Raw genomic sequence first — 20,291 nt, forward strand, 5'->3', positions numbered from 1 at the left:
TCATTATTCAATCCCGCCGATCGTTCAACCCACTAAGGCGTTTCTAGAGAGATTCTAGGATGTCCGCACCACGCCGACGAAGCGCCGAAGCTCGTCACGAAGCTTATCTGACTGCTCTGAAAGACGCTCTGCCGCTCCCAACACCTGGTCGGCCGCCACGCCTGTCTGCTTAGCTGCTTCGCTCACCAGGCCAATGTTCTCAGTCACTTCGCTGGTCCCTTGAGCGGCCTGCTGAACATTGCGTGCAATCTCTCGGGTTGCCGCCGTTTGCTCTTCGACGGCAGCCGCAATGGAGCCGGATATATTGCTCATGGTTTGAATGGTGTCGCTGATGCCTTTAATCGATGACACAGAATTGCTGGTCGCGGTTTGCACAGACGAGATCTGTGTCGAGATTTCCTCGGTTGCCTTGCTGGTCTGCGTGGCCAGCGCTTTGACCTCCGATGCGACAACGGCAAATCCCTTGCCCGCTTCTCCAGCACGCGCGGCTTCGATCGTCGCGTTCAACGCCAGCAAGTTTGTCTGGCTTGCGATGTCGCTGATCAATTGGACGACATCACCAATCCGCTGCGTCGCTGAAGCGAGCGCAGATACTTCGCTCGTGGTGTTGGCGGCTTGCTCGACTGCCCGCGATGTTACATCGTGAGATTGCCCGATCTGGCGCGCGATCTCATCAACCGAGGCTGACAACTCTTCCGCGGCGGCCGCTACAGTCTGAACGCTGCTGGCGGCTTGCGTCGAAGCGGTTGCAACGGCTTGCGATTGTGTGTCGGCTTCTGATGCTGTCGTCGCCATGGACTGAGCAGCGCTGCGCAGCTCGCCTGCGGCACTGGATACGGAATGGACGATCCCGCCCACAGTCCCTTCAAACTCGTCAGCGAGCTTCGTCATCTCGACCTTTCGCTGCTTGGCGGCAAGTTCTTTCTGGGCCTCTTGCTCGGCTCGAAGGCGATCTGCCTCGATCATGTTTTCCTTAAAGACGAGCACTGCCTTCGACATCTCGCCAATCTCGTCCCGCTTTTCTGTTGCCGGGATTTCGACAGTCATTTCGCCTGATGCCAGTCGGCCCATCGCTGCGGTCATCGCACGAATTGGACGAACGATGGCGCGTGCCAGTATGAACGCGACGGCGATGCCGAGGAATGTGGCGATAGCGGCAAGAACCCAGACCATGGTGTTGGCGAACGCTGCCGACTCCATGAACTCGGCCGTCACGCTTTCCGCATGCGCAACCTTCTTCTCGCGGATGGCATCGAGGGCAGCGGTCATGTCAGCTAACGCAGCGTCAATCTTGCCATCCAACTCGCGGATGTCGGCGTTCATGTCATTGGTTTTCTGGAGTTCAGGCATCATCTGTTGATCGAACAGGATGAGCAGTTGGTCATATGCCTGCTGTGCCTTCTGTGCCGCTGCCTTCTCTTCGTCCGACAGATCTGGGTCTTCTCCCAACGACTTCAGCGCGTCAGCGATGGCTACTTTCTTTTCGCCCCAGTCTTTGGCCGTAACATCAAGCTCTCGATTGATTTCGCCGTCTGCGATTATCTGATAGGCCTCAGACCCGCTTGCTGCCGTCTTCGTGACTTCGATAACGTCGCCATAAGTTTCGACGGAGGCCTCTTGGAGCGCACGGAGGTCCGACACCGCCCATAAGGCGATCAAGGACAAAGCCAGCATGATGACGATATTTACTAGGGAGCCAGCGGTCAGCTTTCGCGCGATGGTAAAGGTCATGATTCCTACTCGCATCGGTTAGCGTCACGCTCAACATTGCATCTCAGCGCCCGTCGCTGTCAATGAGTGGCCTGTATCGGCAGGCGCGAACGGCAGCCTGGGCCTCGCCTCTAGCCTTCGGCCCTTCAGCCGAGATAGGCCATTAGCCGGATAGCTCACGCCGACTGCCTGCTGAAATTCCGGGCGACGCGGTACGGCGCCGCCCGGTACTGGCATCAGGTGCCGAGCGCTCGGAGCTTTCTAGCCTCAGCGATCAAATCGCTGCTGATATCCAGAAGCACTCCCGGATCGCGTGCTCTCTTGCTTAAACTGAGGGCAACCTCGTGGACGGTTTGCACCAATTCGTCTCTGACGTGGGCGATATCATCCGAAGTACGATTCTCTTTCTCGATCATAGTCACTCTCCAATACCGGAATTCTCCGGCGAACCGCAGCACAATGCCGTCGGCGCGAACTATGATGAGAAGTGGCCGTGAACCGTGCGTTTGTCGGTAGGCATAGCTACGGGCCGGATGGCAGGTGGGATGACTCCTACTCGCAAACTGCTTTGCCTGCTGCGCTCGGGGCCTACGCCGTTGTCGGCATGAATGAAGGTCAGCGTAATACATACGTACTTCCTGTCATGGCCACCGACTTTGCTCACATCATTAAGTAAGTCTCTTTTACTGCGCGCGAAAACGTCGCCTGTGCTAGGCTGTATGTTGACATAAGCGATCGTCTTACGTGGACGCGGTGATGCCGGAGAACTCCAAGGATCGTGATGGAGTCTTCGTAACACTGTTTGCAATTTGCTTCGAGGCGAAGGCTATCGAGAAGCAATTGTTGGGGTAGCAGGACGATGAAATGAAAGTTATCGACGAGAAGAGCCTGGTAGCGGACCCACAAGGCACTTTAACGAATGCTGCCGCTGGTGGTGGCGCATTTATTTTATTGAATAACGGAGTGAGAGTGGCCGTAATCGACGCTGACTTATGGGACCATCTTCAACCGCGGCTCCCGTCTCTTGCCGACTTCGTTAAGGACATCAAGAAGTCCTGACTAGGTGCGTGAGGAGATAGACTGCGAGGAGTCGCACATGTCTACTTTTTGCCTCGACACCAGTGTCATTGAACCCCTTACAACTGGCCGTCACCCGCTGTCTTCAGAGCTGCGGGAGTGGTTCGATCGGAATGAGAAGCTGTGCTTTATCTCTGCCGTCAGCCATTTCGAGATGGCTTTCGGTACTCTAAGGCTTGCCGTCCGAAAGTCCGAGGAGGATCGCATACGCGCTCATCGGATAAGTGTTATTAGCAAGTTCTTTTTGCTGAAGATGGGGCCACGTACGATAGAGATTAACGCGACTATATTGGCGCACGCAGCCGGGCTAAGAGTCTTGGCTGAGCGATTGTGTGGTGACATCGGAGCTTGCGATGCAATTATCGCGGCTTCTGCCGAACTCGCCGGGCATGTCCTTGTGTCCATGAATGTAAAGCATTTTGCTGCGACCGGGGTTCGCGTAGTTGATGCCTCAAGATTGCTCAACGGCGAAGAGAGCCATGTCGACGTTGCGATGTCGCGACCAAGTTGGCCGCTTGATCGGACTATTGTGCACTAGGTCGCGTCGAAGAAGACGTGGCGGGTTGCCCGGTGCTCACGTCCCGCATTGCAGATTTAAATAATTCTGGAATTCCGGCCTCGGCCCCTCCACAGAGTCAACATCGTCTTCACATAGCAACAGATTGCGTTGCTATGTGCGTACGCCATGAGGAGGGCAAGACCCGATGAGACCACGGCCACACACTTAGTTGGCGCCATCGTTTCACGGATGCCGACGGCCGTACGCGTTCAGCGCGCTTCGAGAAAGCAGTTCAAGCACGTGTCGCCAGGCGCTTACCGTTCTCTCCGTGGTGATAACCGGAGATGGCGTGAGGTAATTGTCCATCTGCTTCCCATGCACGATCGAATTTCGGAACTCGTACAAGCGTGCCGCCAAGTCGTGTGCCTTCTCACCGTCTCGCAGAATCCCTTGTTGAACCGCAAGCTCAACGATTTCGCCATTTGCTATTTCTTTGACGAGCACGACAAGAGGACCCTTCTCGTCTCGAAATAGTCGAGTTGCCATTTCACGCATGAACGCGAAGTCACTGATGGCACCATCATGTCGGAGTCGTCCAATGTCCTTGTGTTGCCTAAAGAAGGCAAAATACTCCAGCACTCGATAGTGATAGATGCAGGCTGCAACGCCATCTACCTGGCTCAAGCCATTGTAGTGAAATCTCAATGGCTCGTGCTCGATGTTAGCAGGAGGGAGGGTGATGATGTTCTTTTCCACTCCATCCAGATCTTCGGTATCTAGCCACTCTAAGTGCCGCATCTCCATCGGTTCAGGCAGAATTCGATACCGATCATGATAGTGGATGGCCGCGTTGATAAACATTGTCTCCGCGAGTTCAACGGAGCATCCAATAATCCGGACGGTTGTAACGTAGTCCCATGGGCCGAAGTAATCCTCTTCGTGAAAATTGTCGAAGAGATAGGCCGCCAACGGCGATGCACATCCAACCGATATCTCTACGCCTCCCAACTTAAATGCAGCATGTTCGGGTAGGTCTTTGCAGAAGAACTCGTGGTACTGACCAATGCTATACCCGAAGTTTCCCCAGTTCTTGAAAAGAGAACCGTTCGCTTGGGCAATGAAATCGAGATCTGGGTACTCGTCGGTCGCCCGCACGATTATCTTTTCACCGATGAGCGGCCACGCAACGGTAGTGATTTTGTTCTTGGTGCCGAACACGAGGTGAGCTGTCTCATATTCGTCTGCAGCGGGGCTAAAATTAAATGGGATAGTTGGCTGTTCGGCCATTCTGCACTCCAGCATCGGTCGGACGAATCACTGAGGATGACTTCAAGCGACTAAATACAGCAATAGCGAACGCATATGAACTCAACACCAAGGCAGCCGGACCAATGTGTCCGGCATGAAGGCAACAAGCCCCTTGAGCCGACGTAGCTAGCTCGGAGCTTCTGCCCTACCAAATATCGAACTTACTAATTCCTATCGAGTGGTTCCTTGCACCGCCGCCCCTTAGCTTTCTTCTAGGGAGAACAGGAGCGGATAATGACTACCTTATTTGTTGACGGCCGGGGGTTCTTGGTTGGAGAAGAGTATCGCGAAGGTGCTCTTGCTCAGAGAAGCGGACAAGCTCGTCAAGTGAATCCTCATGCCATGAGTGACCGACGGCATGACCACTGGAACCACGGTTTTGATCACGAGCAGTCAATGCTCCACGTGCTCGATGGCGTAGATCTGATCACCGACCGAAAATCGTACTCTCGCGTTTTCTCGACTACAGCAATTTCGATCAATAAAACATCGCGGGCTCACCTCAAATATTCGCTCGACCTAATGCGGGCATCCGGCATGCTTGAGGAAAGCCGAAATATTTTTGCCACCCGTGGACCTCTGTCGCCTGGCGACCTCATGCTTGCACTTCGTGCGAACGGGCATTCCCTTTCAAGAATGTTTGCGGAGACCATCATAGAAAGATTGCGCGTTGAACGAGAGATGAGAGGTGCTGCACTCACAAACAAGGAAACCGATATCGTCGGCAAGCTCAGCGCCAGTACGAAGCATTTCTTGATAGGGCTGGGCATGCTTCAGGATCGCTACTTTGATAAAACACCAACAGCCGAACTGATTTCTGCCTTCTTCAACAAACCAATGAGATGGCCTGTTTCTGTTGCCAGAGTAATGAAAAGAGAGAAGCAGGATTTCCTCATCGAGATTGGCCACAACAGGATCAAGCTATCCCCTAAAGGATGGGCCGCGATTGAACTACTTCGTTCGCAGAACGCTAAACCGGAAGAGGATCGGGCGTACGCGGCAGCGTAGGAAGGAACACGCTCGCTGCAGGCCCCCTGCACTATAGAGCGAGTCCGATCAAAACTTCATAAAATTCTATGTTAAATCAATATGTTGATTACAGATTCTGCTTGCTTTTTTCGACCGTTTCTGTCAATCATACGTCCATGCACAAGCCGATGCACATCGCTGAGAATGTCATCAAGTCGATCGCCGCTCCGGCGATCGCTGTGCCCCACTTCATAGGTATAGCCAAGTAACTCGTTTCGAGTTCTGGCATCGCTTCCGCCAATCGACATGGCGGTCACCTATGGAGATCATCAGTGAAGACTTCTTCCATCCATCCTATCGGCGGTTCGCCCTGTATTGGCCTTCCCGAGCGGATTGTCTGTGACAATGGTCGCGAGTTTCATTCGCTTCCGTTGGGCCAGCTTCTGACTGCTTTTCAGGCTGACAGCGCCGCTGCTCCGAAGCAACTGTCCCCGATCACTGGCCTCCTCGATGGCGAGATAGCCCGGCGCGCCTAACCGCGCACCCGGTCATCGCCGCGTCCTGCACCAGCAGGCCGCATCATCGAAATGAAATCGGAACTATTGGTTCCCGATAACGAGGAGACTTGCACTATGACCCTTCCCAACTACAGCCCGACCTTCGATCGTCCCAGCACTCGCACTCTCATTCGCAATTGCCGCCGCCTGGCTCGTCGCCATGCGCGCACCTTCGAGCCTACCCAGCGCCTTAAGCCGCTCGATCGCATGACGCTGGGTTCTTGCAATCTTCCCATTCTTCTCGGAGATCAGGTCGATGTCCGCTCGATCGCGATCCTTACCGCGGCCGCATGCAGTGCCACTGGGGCTATCATGGGCTTCTTGGTCTCCTCCAAGACGACTAGCGCAGAAACGCTTGAGATGTGTCTGGAGAATGCGATCGCGCCAAAGACGATTGCTTCGAGCTTAGGCGGCACCACTCATCCCTACGAAATGCATGGGATGCCGAAGACTATCGTCGTCGAATCCAACGCTGCAGGCCGCACTTTCGCCGAACAGAACGAGGCGCGTGGCCGCTTCAATGTCGAAATGCCGCGTCCGGGCCGCTCGGCGTCCTTTGGCGTTCTTGAACGCTTTTTTCATAGCGTGACGTTGGACTTGCCCAACTACCTGAAGGTGTCCGGGTGGCATCCCATCGCGGACGGTCGCTACCACCGCTACCACAAGGGTCGCCCCGTCGCTCTCAACGATCTGAATGCCGCCATCCTTCGCTATGTCGTGGACTACTATCACCAGGTTCCTCGGCGCGATGGCAAGACCATTGCGCAGGCCTGGCAGGAAGGAATGGACACGCGGGGCCAAACGCTCCGGCGTCCTAAGGTCGCGTAACCGTAGGGCGGCCGCTGACGCAGGATACTGAGTCAGCGGCCAGCGAGAACTCAATCATTCCTGATGCGCCCACTCGAAGCACCAGCTTCGAGAACGTGCACTCACGACTAGTTCATAGAGGTCTACATGAATCTCAACGGTATGCGCCTGAAGAGTGGGCTTTCTAGGCCCGCGATTGAATTGGATTACCCCGAACTCACCGACCCCGTTCGTGACGTGCATACGCGCAAACTGTTCCGAGTTCGCCGTCGCCACTACAGCGTCAAGAATCAACGGTACATGGACTGCGAATATCGCAACGAAGAGAGCTTCTGCATGCTCTCTGATGTTGATCAGTCGATTCTGGCTTACCGATCGCAGCCCAGAACAGTTGAACTGGTCATTGATGGCATTGAGCGCCGCTACACTCCGGATTTCTTCTACGTGACGCGCGGAGGCGAGCGTTGGTATGTCGAGGTTAAAGGGGATGACCACGCCAACGACAACGATGTGCAAGCTAAGCACCGGGCCTTTGAGGAGTGGTGTGATAGCAACGGATACCGCTATCGGATGGTTCTAAAGAGCGAAATGGAGGCAGGCTCTCGGCTCAAGAATGCCGCACTCCTGCTGCGCGACAAGAACGTGGAATTGTCAGCGGATGATCTAATCCAAACGGTCTCCTACGTTGGCTACGACGGAAAATCGCCCTTTGAAGTTGCGGATCGCTTTGGGCTTACCGTCGGTTACGCCTACCAGCGCCTTCGCTGTCTGACGTTGTTTGAGCATTTGTGCGTTGATCTCGACATACCGCTTACGACACGCAGCATCTTCGCCCGACCATCTTAACTCCTTGGCCGCCGCTAGCAGACAGCTTCTTCAATATAGGATCACCCCGCATGTATCAGCTTCGCGCAAACCAGAATATCCGCATTGACGGTACGAAATTCACGTGTGTTCGGAAGCTGGCCGGAAACAAAGGCTGGTCATTGATGAATGCGGAGACGTTCGAACCGAAGGTTATGGCTGTCGATGAATTTCTGGATGGTTACTCCAACGCCCGAATTGACTTCCTGACGGATGCCGATGTGCAACCGTCGGATGGTCAGTTCAACCCGATGGTAACTGATATTTCGGTGATCCCAGAGGAACAGATGCGCGAGGCGCGTCGACGGAAGGTTTACGTCGTAGCCTGCCAAATGCTTGGCCTGGAGCGCACCGCCAAGAGAATGAAAGAGATTATCCGTGAGACTGCTGACAAGCTCGGAGAGCAGAAAGCCCCGCATATCAGCACTGTCTATGATTGGATTGGACTCTTTGAACGTGCCGAAGGAGATATTCGCGCGCTTCTGTCTCGCACCTACAAACGCGGTCCGCGCGCCAAACAACTCACCAATGACACCTTCGTCATCATCAATAATATGACGAAGTCTAAATATCTGCGAATGCCCAGGCTTAGCGCTGAAAAGCTGCATCGGCTCATTGTCGCAGAAGTAAACCAGGTAAATGATGAGCGCGCGCTCGATCGTCAGATCGACGTGCCGTCGCTTTCCACCGTCAAGCGCTATCTTGGCAGCCTGGACCCCTATGAAGTCCGCGTCGCCCGACATGGACGGAAGAAGGCCGATACTTGGTATCGCGTCTATAAGAAGGGCGTGGTAACTGACCGAATTTTGGAACGTGTTGAGGTCGACCACACGCTGCTGGACATCATCGTCAAATGCCACCACACCGGGGTTATCCTCGGACGGCCGACGCTTACCGTCGCCATCGATCATCGCTCCAGAGCCGTTCTCGGCATTTACCTCGGATTCGAAGTCCCGAGTTCAATGTCGGTCGCGCACTGTTTGCATCACGCTTTCTCTCCTAAGACCTACGTGAAGAGCGCGTACCCCAAAATCAAGAACGAGTGGTTCTGCTACGGCCTGCCGGAGAGCTTGGTTTTCGACAATGGCCTGGACTTCCTTAGCGCAGCAATTACCAGTATTTGCGAGACGCTGAACATCGACATTCACTATATGCCGGGCGGCCAGCCTCACTATAAGGGCGTTGTCGAGCGCTTCTTCCGTACTATCCAGGAAGCACTAATCCATCGTTTGGATGGCACTACCTTCTCCAATACCAAAGACCGGGGCGAATACAACTCGGATGCAAATGCCTGCATCACAATCGAGGATTTGCTTGCGAAGATTCACAAATGGATTATCGACATCTATCACCAAGATGTTCATTCGACGATCAACGACACCCCGGCTAACGCCTGGAAAATTTCGGCTGAGGAACTCCCGCCGCCGAGTTTGGCCAAGAGCCAGGAGCATCTCAAACCCCTGCTCGGCGGATTCGATCAGAAGGCGATTTCTAACAGTGGCGTGATCGTAAACTCGCTGAAGTACAATGATCCGGAGATTTTGCAGACGCTACTTCGGCAACCCGGCGCACCCAAGCGGTGGCAACTTCGATTCAATCCTTCAAACCTGGGCGCGATTGAGATCCTCGATCCGGTGACTCTAACCTATTACACGATTCCTGCGGTCGACTACGAATATGCCAGCCGTCAGACGCTGTATCGCCACAACATTCACAAACGCAAGAATGCCGCGCGCAAAGCGAAGGTAACTGACATCCGCGAACTTTGTCGTTCTGAACGCGAACTCGAAGAAGATATCGAGCTTTCGCGACAGAAGGCTAAAGGAGGCAAGCGAGTGAAAGGGATCGAAGGCGTCAACGTCACTCGGTACGAGAAGATTGCAACTCAGCAGGTTGGTTCGGACGACTACATGTTGTCGAACTCATCGAAGTGCCAGATGGATCAAGAGAACACCTCTGCTGACAGGCTTTCGTCCGCTCGCGTGCGCGCAAAGAAGCGCCCCAACTCGGACACTGCAGTAGAGCTCGCCCCGCCCACCATTGCTCACGACAACACTGAAGTTTCTCAACTGCTCGAAGACACTTCGAGCGAATTCAATAAGGAGTTTAGCTACTAATGACTATGTCAACAGAGAAGATTCGGGAACGACTGGACAGCTTCCGGGATACATTCATTCCTTACGCCGCAGCAAATGATGCAGTGGACGCTCTAATCGACCATCATAAATACGGGCGACACGCTTCGGGAAGCCGCTGCATGGTATTGGTCGGCCCGTCGCGCGTTGGAAAGACTGCGGTTCTTCGTAAGTATCATCAAGTAGTCACCGCAAAACCGCGACCGACCATTGTCAAGAACGGTGTTCGCATCGATCCTATGCCGATCGTCAAGATCGACGTGCCCGAAAAGGTTAAGGGCAAAAATGTTCCCGAACGGCTCGCTTCGGCGATCGGAGATCCGGCGCCCAGTCGTGGCTCGGCACACGCAATTGGTCAGCGTTTCGAAGCACAAGCAGTTTTGCGTGGGGTCGAGTGCATTATCTTCGATGAAGGCCAACATTACATTGATCGTAGCCGTGGCGAGGATCGCTACATCTACGAATCCGGTGATGCGTTCAAGAACTTGCTCAACCGCGGCCTGTTTTCCATTGTTTTGGCGGGCACACGCGGTGTGGAAGGTATCCTGAAGGTTAATGAACAACTGCGTGGGCGGAGTTTCGAGATCATTCGCCTCGAACGCTTTTCTTTCTCGACAAAGCAGGAAGTCACTCGCTTCTGCACTGTTGTCCAGAAATTCGAACAAGCACTCGGCTTTTCCGAAACAAGTAAACTTCTCCACGGAGATATGCCGCAGCGACTTTTTGCTGCATCTCGCGGTTCCATGGGGCATCTTGAAATGCTCCTTGAGAAGGCCCTGCTGTTGGCGCTGAAGAGTGACAAGCCGCACATCGACAAGGCTCTCCTGTCCGATGCTTATGCAAAGCTGTCGATGTGGAGCGACCAACCGGAGAATCCATTTCGAACCGAACGCGCGCCCCAGTACCAGGGCGCGCTCGATGGCGGTAATGATGCATGAGATCGGGGGCTAATAGTCAAATTGCGCACGGGTGGCATTATGGCCTTGTCGACAGACCCAACGATTTTGCCTATCCGCTCAGAGGCATTTTCAGACGAAAGCTTGCTGGGCTACATCAAACGCCACGCTGGAACAATCGGCATGCCGACCGTGGCGGCATTCCTGAAACAGTTGGAACTTCCTGCTGATATTCGTTCCGTTCCCGGGAGAGACATTTCGAGGCTAGTGTCGGCCATGGGCGGGCACAATAGTCGGCTAGCAGAAATGTGCTATCCCCGGATCGAGAAGGCTATTTTGATCCGGGATCATCTGCTGCCTCGTCACTACGTCGATACCTTTTCCATGCGCTGGTGCCCTGCCTGCCTGCGCGAAAGCCAGTATCATAGAGAGTGCTGGAACCTGGCTTTCGTAAAGGTGTGCCATGTGCACCAACTCAGACTTCTCCAAGCATGTCCGAACTGTACTGAGCGCGTTCGTTGGTCTCGTCCTGGTATTCGGACCTGCGGATGCGGTGCCGAGCTATTGAATATGGAGGCTCGGAGCTGCCACGGCCAATTAGTCGAGGCCACTAGTTTTCTCGTCCGTATCTTCGACGGATCGTTGCAAGATTGCAGTCGCCCGACGGTCCTGAAGGGCATGGCGTTGCGGGAAGTCGTTAGTTTCATTTCGCTGCTGGGGAGGATGGCATGTGAGGCAAAAGGTATCGAGCCGGGAAGCGGGAGGCCGATGACTTGGTCGCACGCGGCGGATGTAATTGCTGAGGGCTATGAAGTAGCGAACGGGTGGCCTCAGTCTTTCAGAACGCTTTTGGATTCACTGTCGAAGGATGCCTCGTACGAGGCATCAAATCTCAAGGACATCTTCGGTTCGTCCTACGCAGCGATGAGGCGCGCGCCTTTGCAAAGCTTTGGCAGGACCATTCGATCCGTACTTACGCCGTATTGCTACGAGCGGTTTGGCATCGCTGTCGATGGTTATCTGCCAGAACATATTCATTTGGGACAATGTAGCCTTGAGAACGCGCGAGCGGCTATCGGCGCTACCTCGTATGGCTTTGGGAAGATCAAAAGACAACTCGTCTTGCACAGAAAGGGGCGTCAAAAATTTGTGAAAGAGGTCGACATTCGGCAGATGTGCGAATGGAATGCACGCTTTTGCAACGCGAAGACCATGGGTCAACTGCTAGGCCTACACGTGAAGAAGCAGATCAAGGAAATTGCCGACAGCCGGGTCTTCGCAGTTGATGCGACGCCAATCGACAAACGCAGCCGAATCGTAGATCGCTCGAAGGTCGAGAACTTCGTATGCAGCATCAATTGTGCGAGCCAGCGGCATGATAAACCGATGAAGCAAGACTCGATTGTGAATTGGCCGCAGTTGCGACGGCTTGCGTCGCAGCGTGGCATCACGCTACCCAATCTAATCCAACTCATGATCGACCGAAGACTGTCGCCGCGTGACAGTGCTTTGAGGGGCCTTCCGGGACTTTCTTTTGATCGCGCTGATGCAATTTTGGCATTGAACGATGTGGTCTGCCGCTAACCCTCAGAAGTTTAGGTACAGTGGACAAATTTTTTTCGCCACTCACTCAGACGAACCTACGTTCGGCGTCGGGCGATAAAAGGGCACGGAAATTCTAGGGGTACGGTACTGCAACTTTTTTGCAGCACCGTACCCCTAGAACTCCCCAGTCGCCGCCTCCATAGGCGCGTCTGGAGATGCCCGGAACCTTCGGATAGTGCTGTTTCCCGATCATTGCAATCGGGCGACCCAACAGCCTGATATCGGCCAGAAGGGCGGGTCGGCACCATCAATCTTAAATGATCGCTGCCACCCTTTGGCCCATTCGGGCCTCAGGCGAGCTATTCGGATTCTTAGTGGTGCTTAAGAACAACGCCGGCTGCAAGGAAAAATGGCGTCCCCGAGAGGATTCGAACCTCCGACCTACGGTTTAGGAAACCGGCGCTCTATCCTGCTGAGCTACGGGGACGTCGCGGGCGGTTATAGCAATGCTGCCCGTCAAACGCAAAATGAGCTGACGGCAGAACCGCCCCGGCCCGTCCGGAATCAGGCCAGTTTTTCCAGGATGCGGATCAGCGCCTTGGCATCGTCGCCGGCGAGCTTCCTCCCGACATGGCGTTCGACGGCGCTGGCATAGACCGGCCACATGCGGGCGATGAGGGCGCGGCCGGCAGGGGCCAGGTGGATGATCTGGCGGCGGCGGTCGTCGGGGTGGATGATCCGGGTGGCGAGCCCCTCGGCCACCAGCCGGTCGATGAGGCGCGAGGTGGTGCATTGGGTGAGCAGCAGATGCCGCTCGATCTCGCCCGGCGCCAGCCCCTCTTCCGGCGCCCGTTCCAGGGCAGAGAGGGCGTCATACCATTGCATGGGCGGCAGGTCGGCACGTTTCAGCTCGGCCTCGACCGTGGCCTGCAGAGTCGGCGCCACCTGCAGCAGGCGCGCCCAGGCCGCCGCCACAAAGGGGCAGATATTCACGTCATGGGGCGCCTCGGGCGCGGTCAGTCGGGCGGTTTCCATTTGGTAAGCATATATGCGCTTGCATAGATATTGACAATATATGCATCTGCATATATCTCAGCACCCACCGGCCGCCCTCCCTCCCCTACCGGCCGGGAATTTCAGGAGAAACGTCATGAAACTCTATTATTCGCCGGGCGCCTGCTCGCTTTCGCCGCACATCACCGCGCTCGAGGCCGGCATCAGCCTCACACTGGTCAAGGTCGACACCAAGACCAAGAAGCTGGAAGACGGCTCCGATTTTCTGGCCATCAACCCCAAGGGCCAGGTACCGACCCTGATGCTGGACGATGGCGAGATCGTCACCGAAGGGCCGGTCATCGCCCAGATCCTCGCCGACCTCGCCCCGGCCAGCAACCTGGCCCCCGGCAACGGCACCAAGGCGCGCTACAAGCTGCAGGAATGGCTGAACTTTATCACCTCGGAAATCCACAAGGGCTACAGCCCGCTGTTCAAGCCGACCACGCCGGAGGATTACAAGCCGCTCGCCAAGGCACAGCTCGCCGACCGCTACGCCTTCCTCAACGAGAAGCTGGCGGGCAAGAAGTATCTTCTCGGCGATACCTTCACCGTGGCCGATGCCTATCTCTTCACAGTGAGCAACTGGGCCAAATATGTCGGCCTCGACCTCAGCCCCTATGGCAATGTGGCGGCCTTCATGGCCCGCGTCGCCGAGCGGCCCAAGGTACAGCAGGCCCTGAAGGCCGAAGGTCTGGTATGATGTAGGCTTACCCCGGCGCCGCTGCCATCCTCATGGCGCGGCGCCCGGGTGACTTGCAGTTAAGCCTGGGAGCCCGCGCGATGAAGGATCTGGCCCTGTGAAACAATTGGCCCTGTCCAAGGTCTACCAATTGCTGGAACCCGGCCCCGTCGTGCTGCTCACCACCGCCCGCAAGGGCCGCGACAATGTCATGACCATGTCATGGCACATGATGGTCGAGTTTACGCCGCCGCTGGTGGCCTGCATCGTCAGCAGCGCCGATCACAGCTATGCGGCTCTTCGTGCCACCAAGGAATGCGTGATCGCCATCCCCGCCGTCAAACTGGCGCAGAAAGTCGTCGCCATCGGCAACGCCTCGGGCCGCGACGTCGACAAGTTCAAGACCGTCGGCCTCACCAAAGTACCGGCGCGTGCGGTCGCGGCACCGCTCATCGCCGAATGCTTCGCCAATCTCGAATGCCGGGTCGTCGACACGCGGCTCACCAACAAATACAGCCTCTTCATCCTCGAAGTGGTGAAGGCCTGGATAGACCCCCGGCAGAAGAACCCGCGCACCATCCACCATCAGGGCTATGGCAGATTCGCCGTCGACGGCAGGACCATCACGATCCGCTCGAAAATGCCTTGAGCTAGGCGCGCGCCGACCTCATCATCTCTGAAAGGCGCTGCCTGGGCTTGCCGGCCTCGTTGAAATTGCCCGGCGACAGCCAGGCTTCATAGACGGCGCGGATCTTCGGCCAGTCCTTGTCGATGATGGCGTACCAGGCGGTGTCGCGGTTGCGGCCCTTATAGATCGTGGCCTGGCGGAAGAGCCCCTCATAGGTGAAGCCGAGGCGTTCCGCCGCCGCCCGCGAGGGCGCGTTGAGGGCGTCGCATTTCCATTCATAGCGGCGATAGCCGAGCTCGTCGAAGACGCGCTTCATCAGCAGATACATGGCCTCGCTCGCGGCGGCCGTGCGCTGCAGGGCCGGGGCATAATTGATATGCCCCACTTCGATGACGCCGACGGCTGCATCGATGCGCAGGTAAGAGGCGACGCCCACAGCCTTGCCGCTGGCCTGATCGATGATGGCATGGAACAGCGGATCTTCCGACTTCGCCATGCCGGCCACCCAGTCGCGATAGACGCCTTCTTCCGTGTAGGGACCATAGGGCAGATAGGTCCAGATGCGCCCCTCTCGATCCGCCGCATTGGCTGCATACAATTGCGCCGCATGGGCATCCGCATCCAGCATCTCGATGCGCGCAAAGCGACCCTGCAGGGGAGCCCGCGGCGGTTTCGGCCGCGCCGACCAATTCGGCACCGGAAACCCGATCGCCTGGCCCAAAGCATTCTGCGTCACTCTGTCCCCCTTACGATTTACCTGTCCGTTCGGCTGGCCCTGCACTGGCCAGTCCTTGCCGGTTGACCTTATAGTAATCCCGATTTGGCATTCAATCTTGCGCGCCAGCCACTGGTCCGGAGACCGTCATGCGGCCTTTTTCGCCCCTGTTGATCCTGGCCCTCGGCCTGACGCTCATGGCCTGCGACAAGGGGCCGGAGGATCGCCTGCTCGGCTATGTCGAGGGCGACTATGTCTATATGGCGCTGCCGGAAGCGGGCCGCCTGACCGAGATTGCCGTCAAGCGCGGCGATCATGTCGATGCCGGCGCCCAGTTGTTCGCACTCGATGCGACCGCTGCCCAGGCGCGGCTCGACAAGGCCAAGGCCGACCTCAAGGAAGCCGAAAGCAAGCTTGCCGACCTCAAACTGGGCGAGCGGCCGGAGGAACTGGCCATCATCCAGGCGCAATTGGAATCGGCCCGTGCCTCGCTGATGCTGTCGGAACCGCGCGTCAAAAGGCGGCGCGAATTGGTGAAGGACAATGTTGTCGGTATCGAGGATCTCGATGCCGCCGAGGCTTCGATCCTGGAAGATCGCGGCCGTATCGCCGAATATACGGCACGACTTGCGGCGGCGAACCTGCCGGACCGCACCGATCGCATTGCGGCACAGGAAGCCGCCGTCAGCGCCTTCCGCGCCGCCATTATCGAGGCGCAATGGTCGGTGGATGAAAGGAAAGCGATCGCGCCGGCGGCCGGCAGCATCGAGGATGTCTATTTCCGCCTGGGCGAGGAAGTGGGCGCTGAACAGGCGGTGCTGCAATTGCTGCCGCCGGCCAATATCAAGCTGAAACTTTATGTGCCGGAACCGCTCATCGGCACCTACCGGGTCGGCGAGAAACTGGCGGTGAGCTGCGATGGTTGCCCCGCGGGACTCACCGCCCGCATCGATTTCATCGCATCGAAGGCCGAATACACGCCGCCCGTGATCTACAGCGACACCAGCCGCGCCAAGCTGGTCTTCCTGGTTGAAGCGCGGCCGGACCCGACCGCACCGGCTGATTTCCAATGGCATCCCGGCCAGCCCGTCGAAGCACGGAAAGCGGCCGCCGGTTCATGAACGCCGTCATCGACGTTTCCGGCCTCACCAAATCCTTCGGCGGCAAGCGTGTCGTCGACGACGTGTCCTTGCGCGTCGGCAAGGGGCAGATCTATGGCTTCCTCGGCCCCAATGGCAGTGGCAAGACCACCACCTTGCGCATGTTGTGCGGGTTGCTGACGCCGGATTCCGGCACCGGCAGCTGCCTCGGCTTCGACATCAGCAGCCAATCGGCCGAGATCAAGCGCCGCACCGGCTACATGACGCAGAAGTTCAGCCTCTATGAAGATCTCACCATCCGCGAGAATCTCGATTTCGTCGGCCGCGTCTACGGACTCGGCGATCTGACGCGGCGGGTCGACCGCGCGCTCGACCAACTGGGCCTCGGCGCAAGGCAGAAGCAACTGGCCGGACAATTGTCGGGCGGCTGGAAGCAGCGCCTGGCGCTCGCCGCCTGCATCCTTCACGAACCGGAACTGCTGCTGCTTGACGAGCCCACCGCCGGCGTCGATCCCAAGGCGCGGCGCGATTTCTGGGACCAGATCCACGCCTTGGCCGGCGCCGGACTCACTGTCCTGGTCAGCACGCATTACATGGACGAGGCCGAGCGCTGCCATGAAATCCTCTACATCGCCTATGGCCGCCTCATCGCCAAGGGCACGATCAAGGACGTCATCGCTGCGCACGCGCTCGACACCTGGTCGGTCGAAGGCCCGGACCTGCATCTGCTGTCGCGCGAATTGCAGCATCTGCCCGGCATCGACACGGTAGCAGCGTTCGGCAGCGTGCTCCACGTCTGCGGACGGGATGCGGCGGCACTGGAACGCAGCATCGCGCCCTATCGCGCCCGCGCCGATCTCCGCTGGCAACGCTCAAGCCCAAGCCTCGAAGACATCTTCATCCAGCTGATGGCCGACATCGATGCCAATAACGGCGCGCCGCAGCCGCGGAACAGGACGCCATGACACTCTTCTCCTTCCGCCGCTTCTTTGCCGTGCTGGCCAAGGAATTCATCCAGATGCGGCGCGACCGCCTGACCTTCGGCATGATGATGGGCGTGCCGCTGATGCAGCTGCTGCTGTTCGGCTACGCCATCAACACCGACCCCAAGAACCTGCCGGCGGTGGCAGTGGTGGCGGAAAATTCCAATTTCGCCCGCTCGCTGCTGCGCGCCATGGAGAATACCGGCTATATCCGCTTCGTCAGCGCCCCGGTCGATGACGCGACCTCCGACCGCATGCTGCGCCGGGGCGAGGTGCAGTTCGCCGTCCACATTCCGGTGAACTTTGCCGAGGATATCGTGCGCGGGCGCAAACCCGCCCTGCTGGTCGAAGCGGATGCGACCGATCCCGTCGCCACCGGCAATGCGCTCTCGGCCTTGCAGGGCCTCGACAGCGCAGCCCTCATCCATGACCTCAAGGGGCCGCTGCAGGCGCTGCAGAACGGCGAAGCACCTTTCGAGGTGCAATTGCACAAGCGCTATAACGCCGAGGGCATCACCCAATACAACATCGTGCCCGGCCTGATGGGCGTCGTTCTCACCATGACCATGGTGATGATGACCTCGCTCGCCGTCACCCGCGAGCGCGAGCGCGGCACGATGGAAAACCTGCTCGCCATGCCGGTGCAGCCGATGGAGGTGATGCTGGGCAAGATCCTGCCCTATATCGTCGTCGGCTATGTCCAGGTCGCCATCATCGTCGTCGCCGCGCGCTATCTCTTTTCCGTGCCGCTCGTGGGCTCGCTGCCGCTCCTCAGCCTTGCCGCCATCATCTTCATCGCCGCCAATCTCGCCGTCGGCTTCACCTTCTCGACCCTGTCGACCAACCAGCTGCAGGCGATGCAGATGTCGGTCTTCTTTTTCCTGCCATCCCTGCTGCTTTCGGGCTTCATGTTCCCCTTCCGCGGCATGCCGGCCTGGGCCCAGATCCTGGGCGAGGCGCTGCCGCTCACCCATTTCCTGCGCATCGTCCGCGGCATCCTGCTGAAAGGAAACGGCTGGACCGATATCTGGCCGGATCTGTGGCCGATCCTGGCCTTCCTGGTCGCGGCAGCGATCCTGGCGCTCATCCGTTATCGCCGCACGCTGGATTGAGGCGCTCCCTTTTCTGGACCGGTTGCGAAGGATTCGCGGCTGCAGGCGGCCAGAGCGGGCCAATTGCCGCGCCGCGCAGTCTGTGAACTGCGTCACTTGTGATCCGGGGGTGATCCCGCTACCTAGAAGGGGAAGGTGTTCCAATAGGAGCAGAGAAAGAAAATGACCGCGTCACGAAAGACCACCCTTTTCACCAAACTGCGCCGCCATGGCACGACGGCCCTGCTGGCCGGCGCCGTGGCCCTGATATCGGCCTGCGCCCAGACGCGCCCGGCACCGGCGGCGGGACAGGATCCCCTCGTCATCAGCCAATCCACCGACGCGGCTCTGCAGCAATATCTGGCCAAGATTTATCCCAATCTGCGCGGCGCCTTCGCCGTCAGCCCGGACGGGCAGAATTCCTTCTACTTATTTTGCCCGGACATTTCCTGCAATCCGCCCCTATATGGCGGCTTGGCCAAGACGCAGTGCTACTCGCTGACCGGTGCCGAATGCATCCTCCTCTATGTCGGTCGGGATCCGCGTTACGCCTACACCGTTTCCCCGACCAAGACGCCGGTCGGCCATCATGGCTATCGCCGGGCGACGCCGCTCAATGAGTTGCCGGTGTTCAACGATTGAAGGTCGCGTCTAGCGCGGTTGGCGCAGCAATGCGCTGATCGCGCCCGATGGCGCCGCCGAAAGGCCCGGGTCCGGCGCGCCCGTCAGCAGCAGCAGGACCGTCCGGTCGTAGGCTGCTTCCTCGAGCGTGCCGATCTCGACGCTGCCCAGCGCCACCGCCTCCGATACCGCCGCCAGCGATTCTCCGACCGCCTTTTCATCGAGCCCCTTGCTCTCCGGCAAGCCCATGATCAGGCTTTCCGCTTCGCTCGGATCGTCATGGAGGCTTTGCCAGCCGCGTCCCGCCGCTGCCAGAAAGCGCTTGAACAGGTCAACCCGCGCCGGATTGGCAAGATCGGCGCCCCGCGCATAAAGCCCGTCTTCGAGCATGCCGAGGTCGAGGTCCTGATAGCGGTAGGTGATGAGGCTCTTGCGCCCATCGCCCATCGAGGCCAGCACCAGCGGCGCCCGATAGGTCGTGGTGGTCAGGCAATCGACCTCGTTCTCGAGAAAGATATCGGCGTCGGTGCCCTGGCGCACTATGGTGACGCCGCCGCCGGTCGCGAAATAGGACAGGCTGAGGCGCGACAGCCAGGCATAGAACGAGCTTTCCCACCCATCCATCCACACGCCGACATTGTGACCGGCAAGCTTCGCCGGCTGGTCGATCGTGTTGCGGCAGACCAGCGCCAGCGTGGCGTGCTGGAAGATCTGGGCGACATGCACGAGGTCGGCGCCCTTCTCGCGCTGGCTGAGCGCCACCGGCATGATTTCGACAGCGAGATCGGCCTGCTTCTCGCCCAGCAATTCGACCGGCGAGCGGCCATAGCCGGGCTTGGTGAACGTGACGTCAAGCCCGGCATCGGCGAAATAACCGCGCTGCTGGGCAATGAGAAAGCCGGCCGAGCGCGTCGCCGGGCCGTCCGGCAACGCAACCTGCAAAGGCGTACGCGTGTTCTCCGCCCAGGCCGGCGCCGCGCCGGATGCCAACGGCAAGGACAGCAGGGAAAGCAGGAAAAGCAGGTGCCGCAGAAATCTGGAATGCGTCATG

20 protein-coding genes and 1 tRNA gene are annotated in these 20,291 nt (G+C 57.9%); 14 read left to right on the plus strand and 7 right to left on the minus strand.

What is annotated here, in order from left to right:
• Positions 1–54: 54 nt before the first annotated feature.
• Complete coding sequence (locus ACE3OA_RS20025; protein WP_374314111.1) at positions 55–1,731, minus strand: methyl-accepting chemotaxis protein; 1,677 nt, start codon at positions 1,729–1,731, stop codon at positions 55–57.
• 215 nt (positions 1,732–1,946) lie between these two features.
• Positions 1,947–2,126 (minus strand): hypothetical protein, encoded by a 180-nt coding sequence (locus tag ACE3OA_RS20030; RefSeq protein ID WP_374314113.1) that lies wholly within the window; start codon positions 2,124–2,126, stop codon positions 1,947–1,949.
• Positions 2,127–2,574: 448 nt separating this feature from the next.
• Between ACE3OA_RS20030 and ACE3OA_RS20035 the strand changes: the two genes are divergently transcribed.
• Entirely contained in the window at positions 2,575–2,769 is a 195-nt protein-coding gene (locus ACE3OA_RS20035; RefSeq protein WP_374314115.1) for a hypothetical protein, read from the plus strand.
• A 37-nt stretch (positions 2,770–2,806) separates the two neighbouring features.
• Positions 2,807–3,325: a type II toxin-antitoxin system VapC family toxin gene (locus ACE3OA_RS20040; protein WP_374314117.1), complete on the plus strand. Its 519-nt coding sequence runs from the start codon at positions 2,807–2,809 to the stop codon at positions 3,323–3,325.
• Positions 3,326–3,529: 204 nt separating this feature from the next.
• Here ACE3OA_RS20040 and ACE3OA_RS20045 read toward each other — a convergent pair whose 3' ends face one another.
• Entirely contained in the window at positions 3,530–4,573 is a 1,044-nt protein-coding gene (locus ACE3OA_RS20045; RefSeq protein ID WP_374314118.1) for a hypothetical protein, read from the minus strand.
• A 255-nt stretch (positions 4,574–4,828) separates the two neighbouring features.
• On the opposite strand from ACE3OA_RS20045, the gene ACE3OA_RS20050 reads away from it, so the two are divergent.
• From ACE3OA_RS20050 to ACE3OA_RS20075, 6 genes are all read left to right on the plus strand, one after another.
• Positions 4,829–5,602: a hypothetical protein gene (locus ACE3OA_RS20050; RefSeq protein ID WP_374314120.1), complete on the plus strand. Its 774-nt coding sequence runs from the start codon at positions 4,829–4,831 to the stop codon at positions 5,600–5,602.
• Positions 5,603–6,195: 593 nt separating this feature from the next.
• A complete protein-coding gene (locus ACE3OA_RS20055; protein WP_374314122.1) occupies positions 6,196–6,948 on the plus strand; it encodes a hypothetical protein in 753 nt (250 codons plus the stop codon).
• A 126-nt stretch (positions 6,949–7,074) separates the two neighbouring features.
• On the plus strand, positions 7,075–7,773 hold the full coding sequence (locus ACE3OA_RS20060) for a Tn7 transposase TnsA N-terminal domain-containing protein (protein ID WP_374314124.1): 699 nt from the start codon (positions 7,075–7,077) through the stop codon (positions 7,771–7,773).
• Positions 7,774–7,823: 50 nt separating this feature from the next.
• Positions 7,824–9,908 carry a hypothetical protein gene (locus ACE3OA_RS20065; protein ID WP_374314126.1) on the plus strand — a complete coding sequence of 695 codons (2,085 nt, stop codon included), beginning with the start codon at positions 7,824–7,826 and terminating at the stop codon, positions 9,906–9,908.
• Entirely contained in the window at positions 9,908–10,864 is a 957-nt protein-coding gene (locus ACE3OA_RS20070) for an ATP-binding protein (RefSeq protein WP_374314128.1), read from the plus strand. The genes ACE3OA_RS20065 and ACE3OA_RS20070 overlap by 1 nt, the downstream gene beginning before the upstream one ends.
• A 39-nt stretch (positions 10,865–10,903) precedes the next feature.
• Positions 10,904–12,406: a TniQ family protein gene (locus ACE3OA_RS20075; RefSeq protein ID WP_374314130.1), complete on the plus strand. Its 1,503-nt coding sequence runs from the start codon at positions 10,904–10,906 to the stop codon at positions 12,404–12,406.
• 371 nt (positions 12,407–12,777) lie between these two features.
• Here the strand turns inward: ACE3OA_RS20075 and ACE3OA_RS20080 are convergent.
• Both ACE3OA_RS20080 and ACE3OA_RS20085 read right to left on the minus strand, forming a co-directional pair.
• Positions 12,778–12,854: transfer RNA gene (locus ACE3OA_RS20080), tRNA-Arg, on the minus strand.
• A 77-nt stretch (positions 12,855–12,931) separates the two neighbouring features.
• A complete protein-coding gene (locus ACE3OA_RS20085) occupies positions 12,932–13,402 on the minus strand; it encodes a MarR family winged helix-turn-helix transcriptional regulator (RefSeq protein ID WP_374314132.1) in 471 nt (156 codons plus the stop codon).
• Between the two features lie 115 nt (positions 13,403–13,517).
• Here ACE3OA_RS20085 and gstA point away from each other — a divergent pair, with 115 nt between their 5' ends.
• Positions 13,518–14,123: a glutathione transferase GstA gene (gstA, locus tag ACE3OA_RS20090; RefSeq protein ID WP_374314134.1), complete on the plus strand. Its 606-nt coding sequence runs from the start codon at positions 13,518–13,520 to the stop codon at positions 14,121–14,123.
• A gap of 97 nt (positions 14,124–14,220) precedes the next feature.
• Positions 14,221–14,751, plus strand: a complete 531-nt coding sequence (locus ACE3OA_RS20095; RefSeq protein ID WP_374314136.1) for a flavin reductase family protein — start codon at positions 14,221–14,223, stop codon at positions 14,749–14,751.
• A 1-nt stretch (position 14,752) separates the two neighbouring features.
• Here ACE3OA_RS20095 and ACE3OA_RS20100 read toward each other — a convergent pair whose 3' ends face one another.
• Positions 14,753–15,466, minus strand: a complete 714-nt coding sequence (locus tag ACE3OA_RS20100; RefSeq protein WP_374314139.1) for a GNAT family N-acetyltransferase — start codon at positions 15,464–15,466, stop codon at positions 14,753–14,755.
• Positions 15,467–15,594: 128 nt separating this feature from the next.
• Between ACE3OA_RS20100 and ACE3OA_RS20105 the strand changes: the two genes are divergently transcribed.
• The 4 genes from ACE3OA_RS20105 (at position 15,595) to ACE3OA_RS20120 (ending at position 19,261) form a co-directional block, all read left to right on the plus strand.
• Positions 15,595–16,566: an HlyD family secretion protein gene (locus ACE3OA_RS20105; RefSeq protein WP_374314141.1), complete on the plus strand. Its 972-nt coding sequence runs from the start codon at positions 15,595–15,597 to the stop codon at positions 16,564–16,566.
• Complete coding sequence (locus tag ACE3OA_RS20110; RefSeq protein WP_374314143.1) at positions 16,563–17,510, plus strand: ABC transporter ATP-binding protein; 948 nt, start codon at positions 16,563–16,565, stop codon at positions 17,508–17,510. Before ACE3OA_RS20105 ends, ACE3OA_RS20110 begins: the two co-directional genes overlap by 4 nt.
• Positions 17,507–18,640 carry an ABC transporter permease gene (locus ACE3OA_RS20115; RefSeq protein ID WP_374314145.1) on the plus strand — a complete coding sequence of 378 codons (1,134 nt, stop codon included), beginning with the start codon at positions 17,507–17,509 and terminating at the stop codon, positions 18,638–18,640. The genes ACE3OA_RS20110 and ACE3OA_RS20115 overlap by 4 nt, the downstream gene beginning before the upstream one ends.
• 162 nt (positions 18,641–18,802) lie before the next feature.
• Entirely contained in the window at positions 18,803–19,261 is a 459-nt protein-coding gene (locus ACE3OA_RS20120) for a hypothetical protein (RefSeq protein ID WP_374314147.1), read from the plus strand.
• 9 nt (positions 19,262–19,270) lie between these two features.
• On the opposite strand, the gene ACE3OA_RS20125 is transcribed toward ACE3OA_RS20120, so the two are convergent.
• Positions 19,271–20,290 (minus strand): ABC transporter substrate-binding protein, encoded by a 1,020-nt coding sequence (locus ACE3OA_RS20125; protein ID WP_374314149.1) that lies wholly within the window; start codon positions 20,288–20,290, stop codon positions 19,271–19,273.
• Position 20,291 lies beyond the last annotated feature (1 nt).

The sequence above is a fragment of the Dongia sp. genome, assembly GCF_041906375.1.
Classification (GTDB): Bacteria; Pseudomonadota; Alphaproteobacteria; order Dongiales; family Dongiaceae; genus Dongia.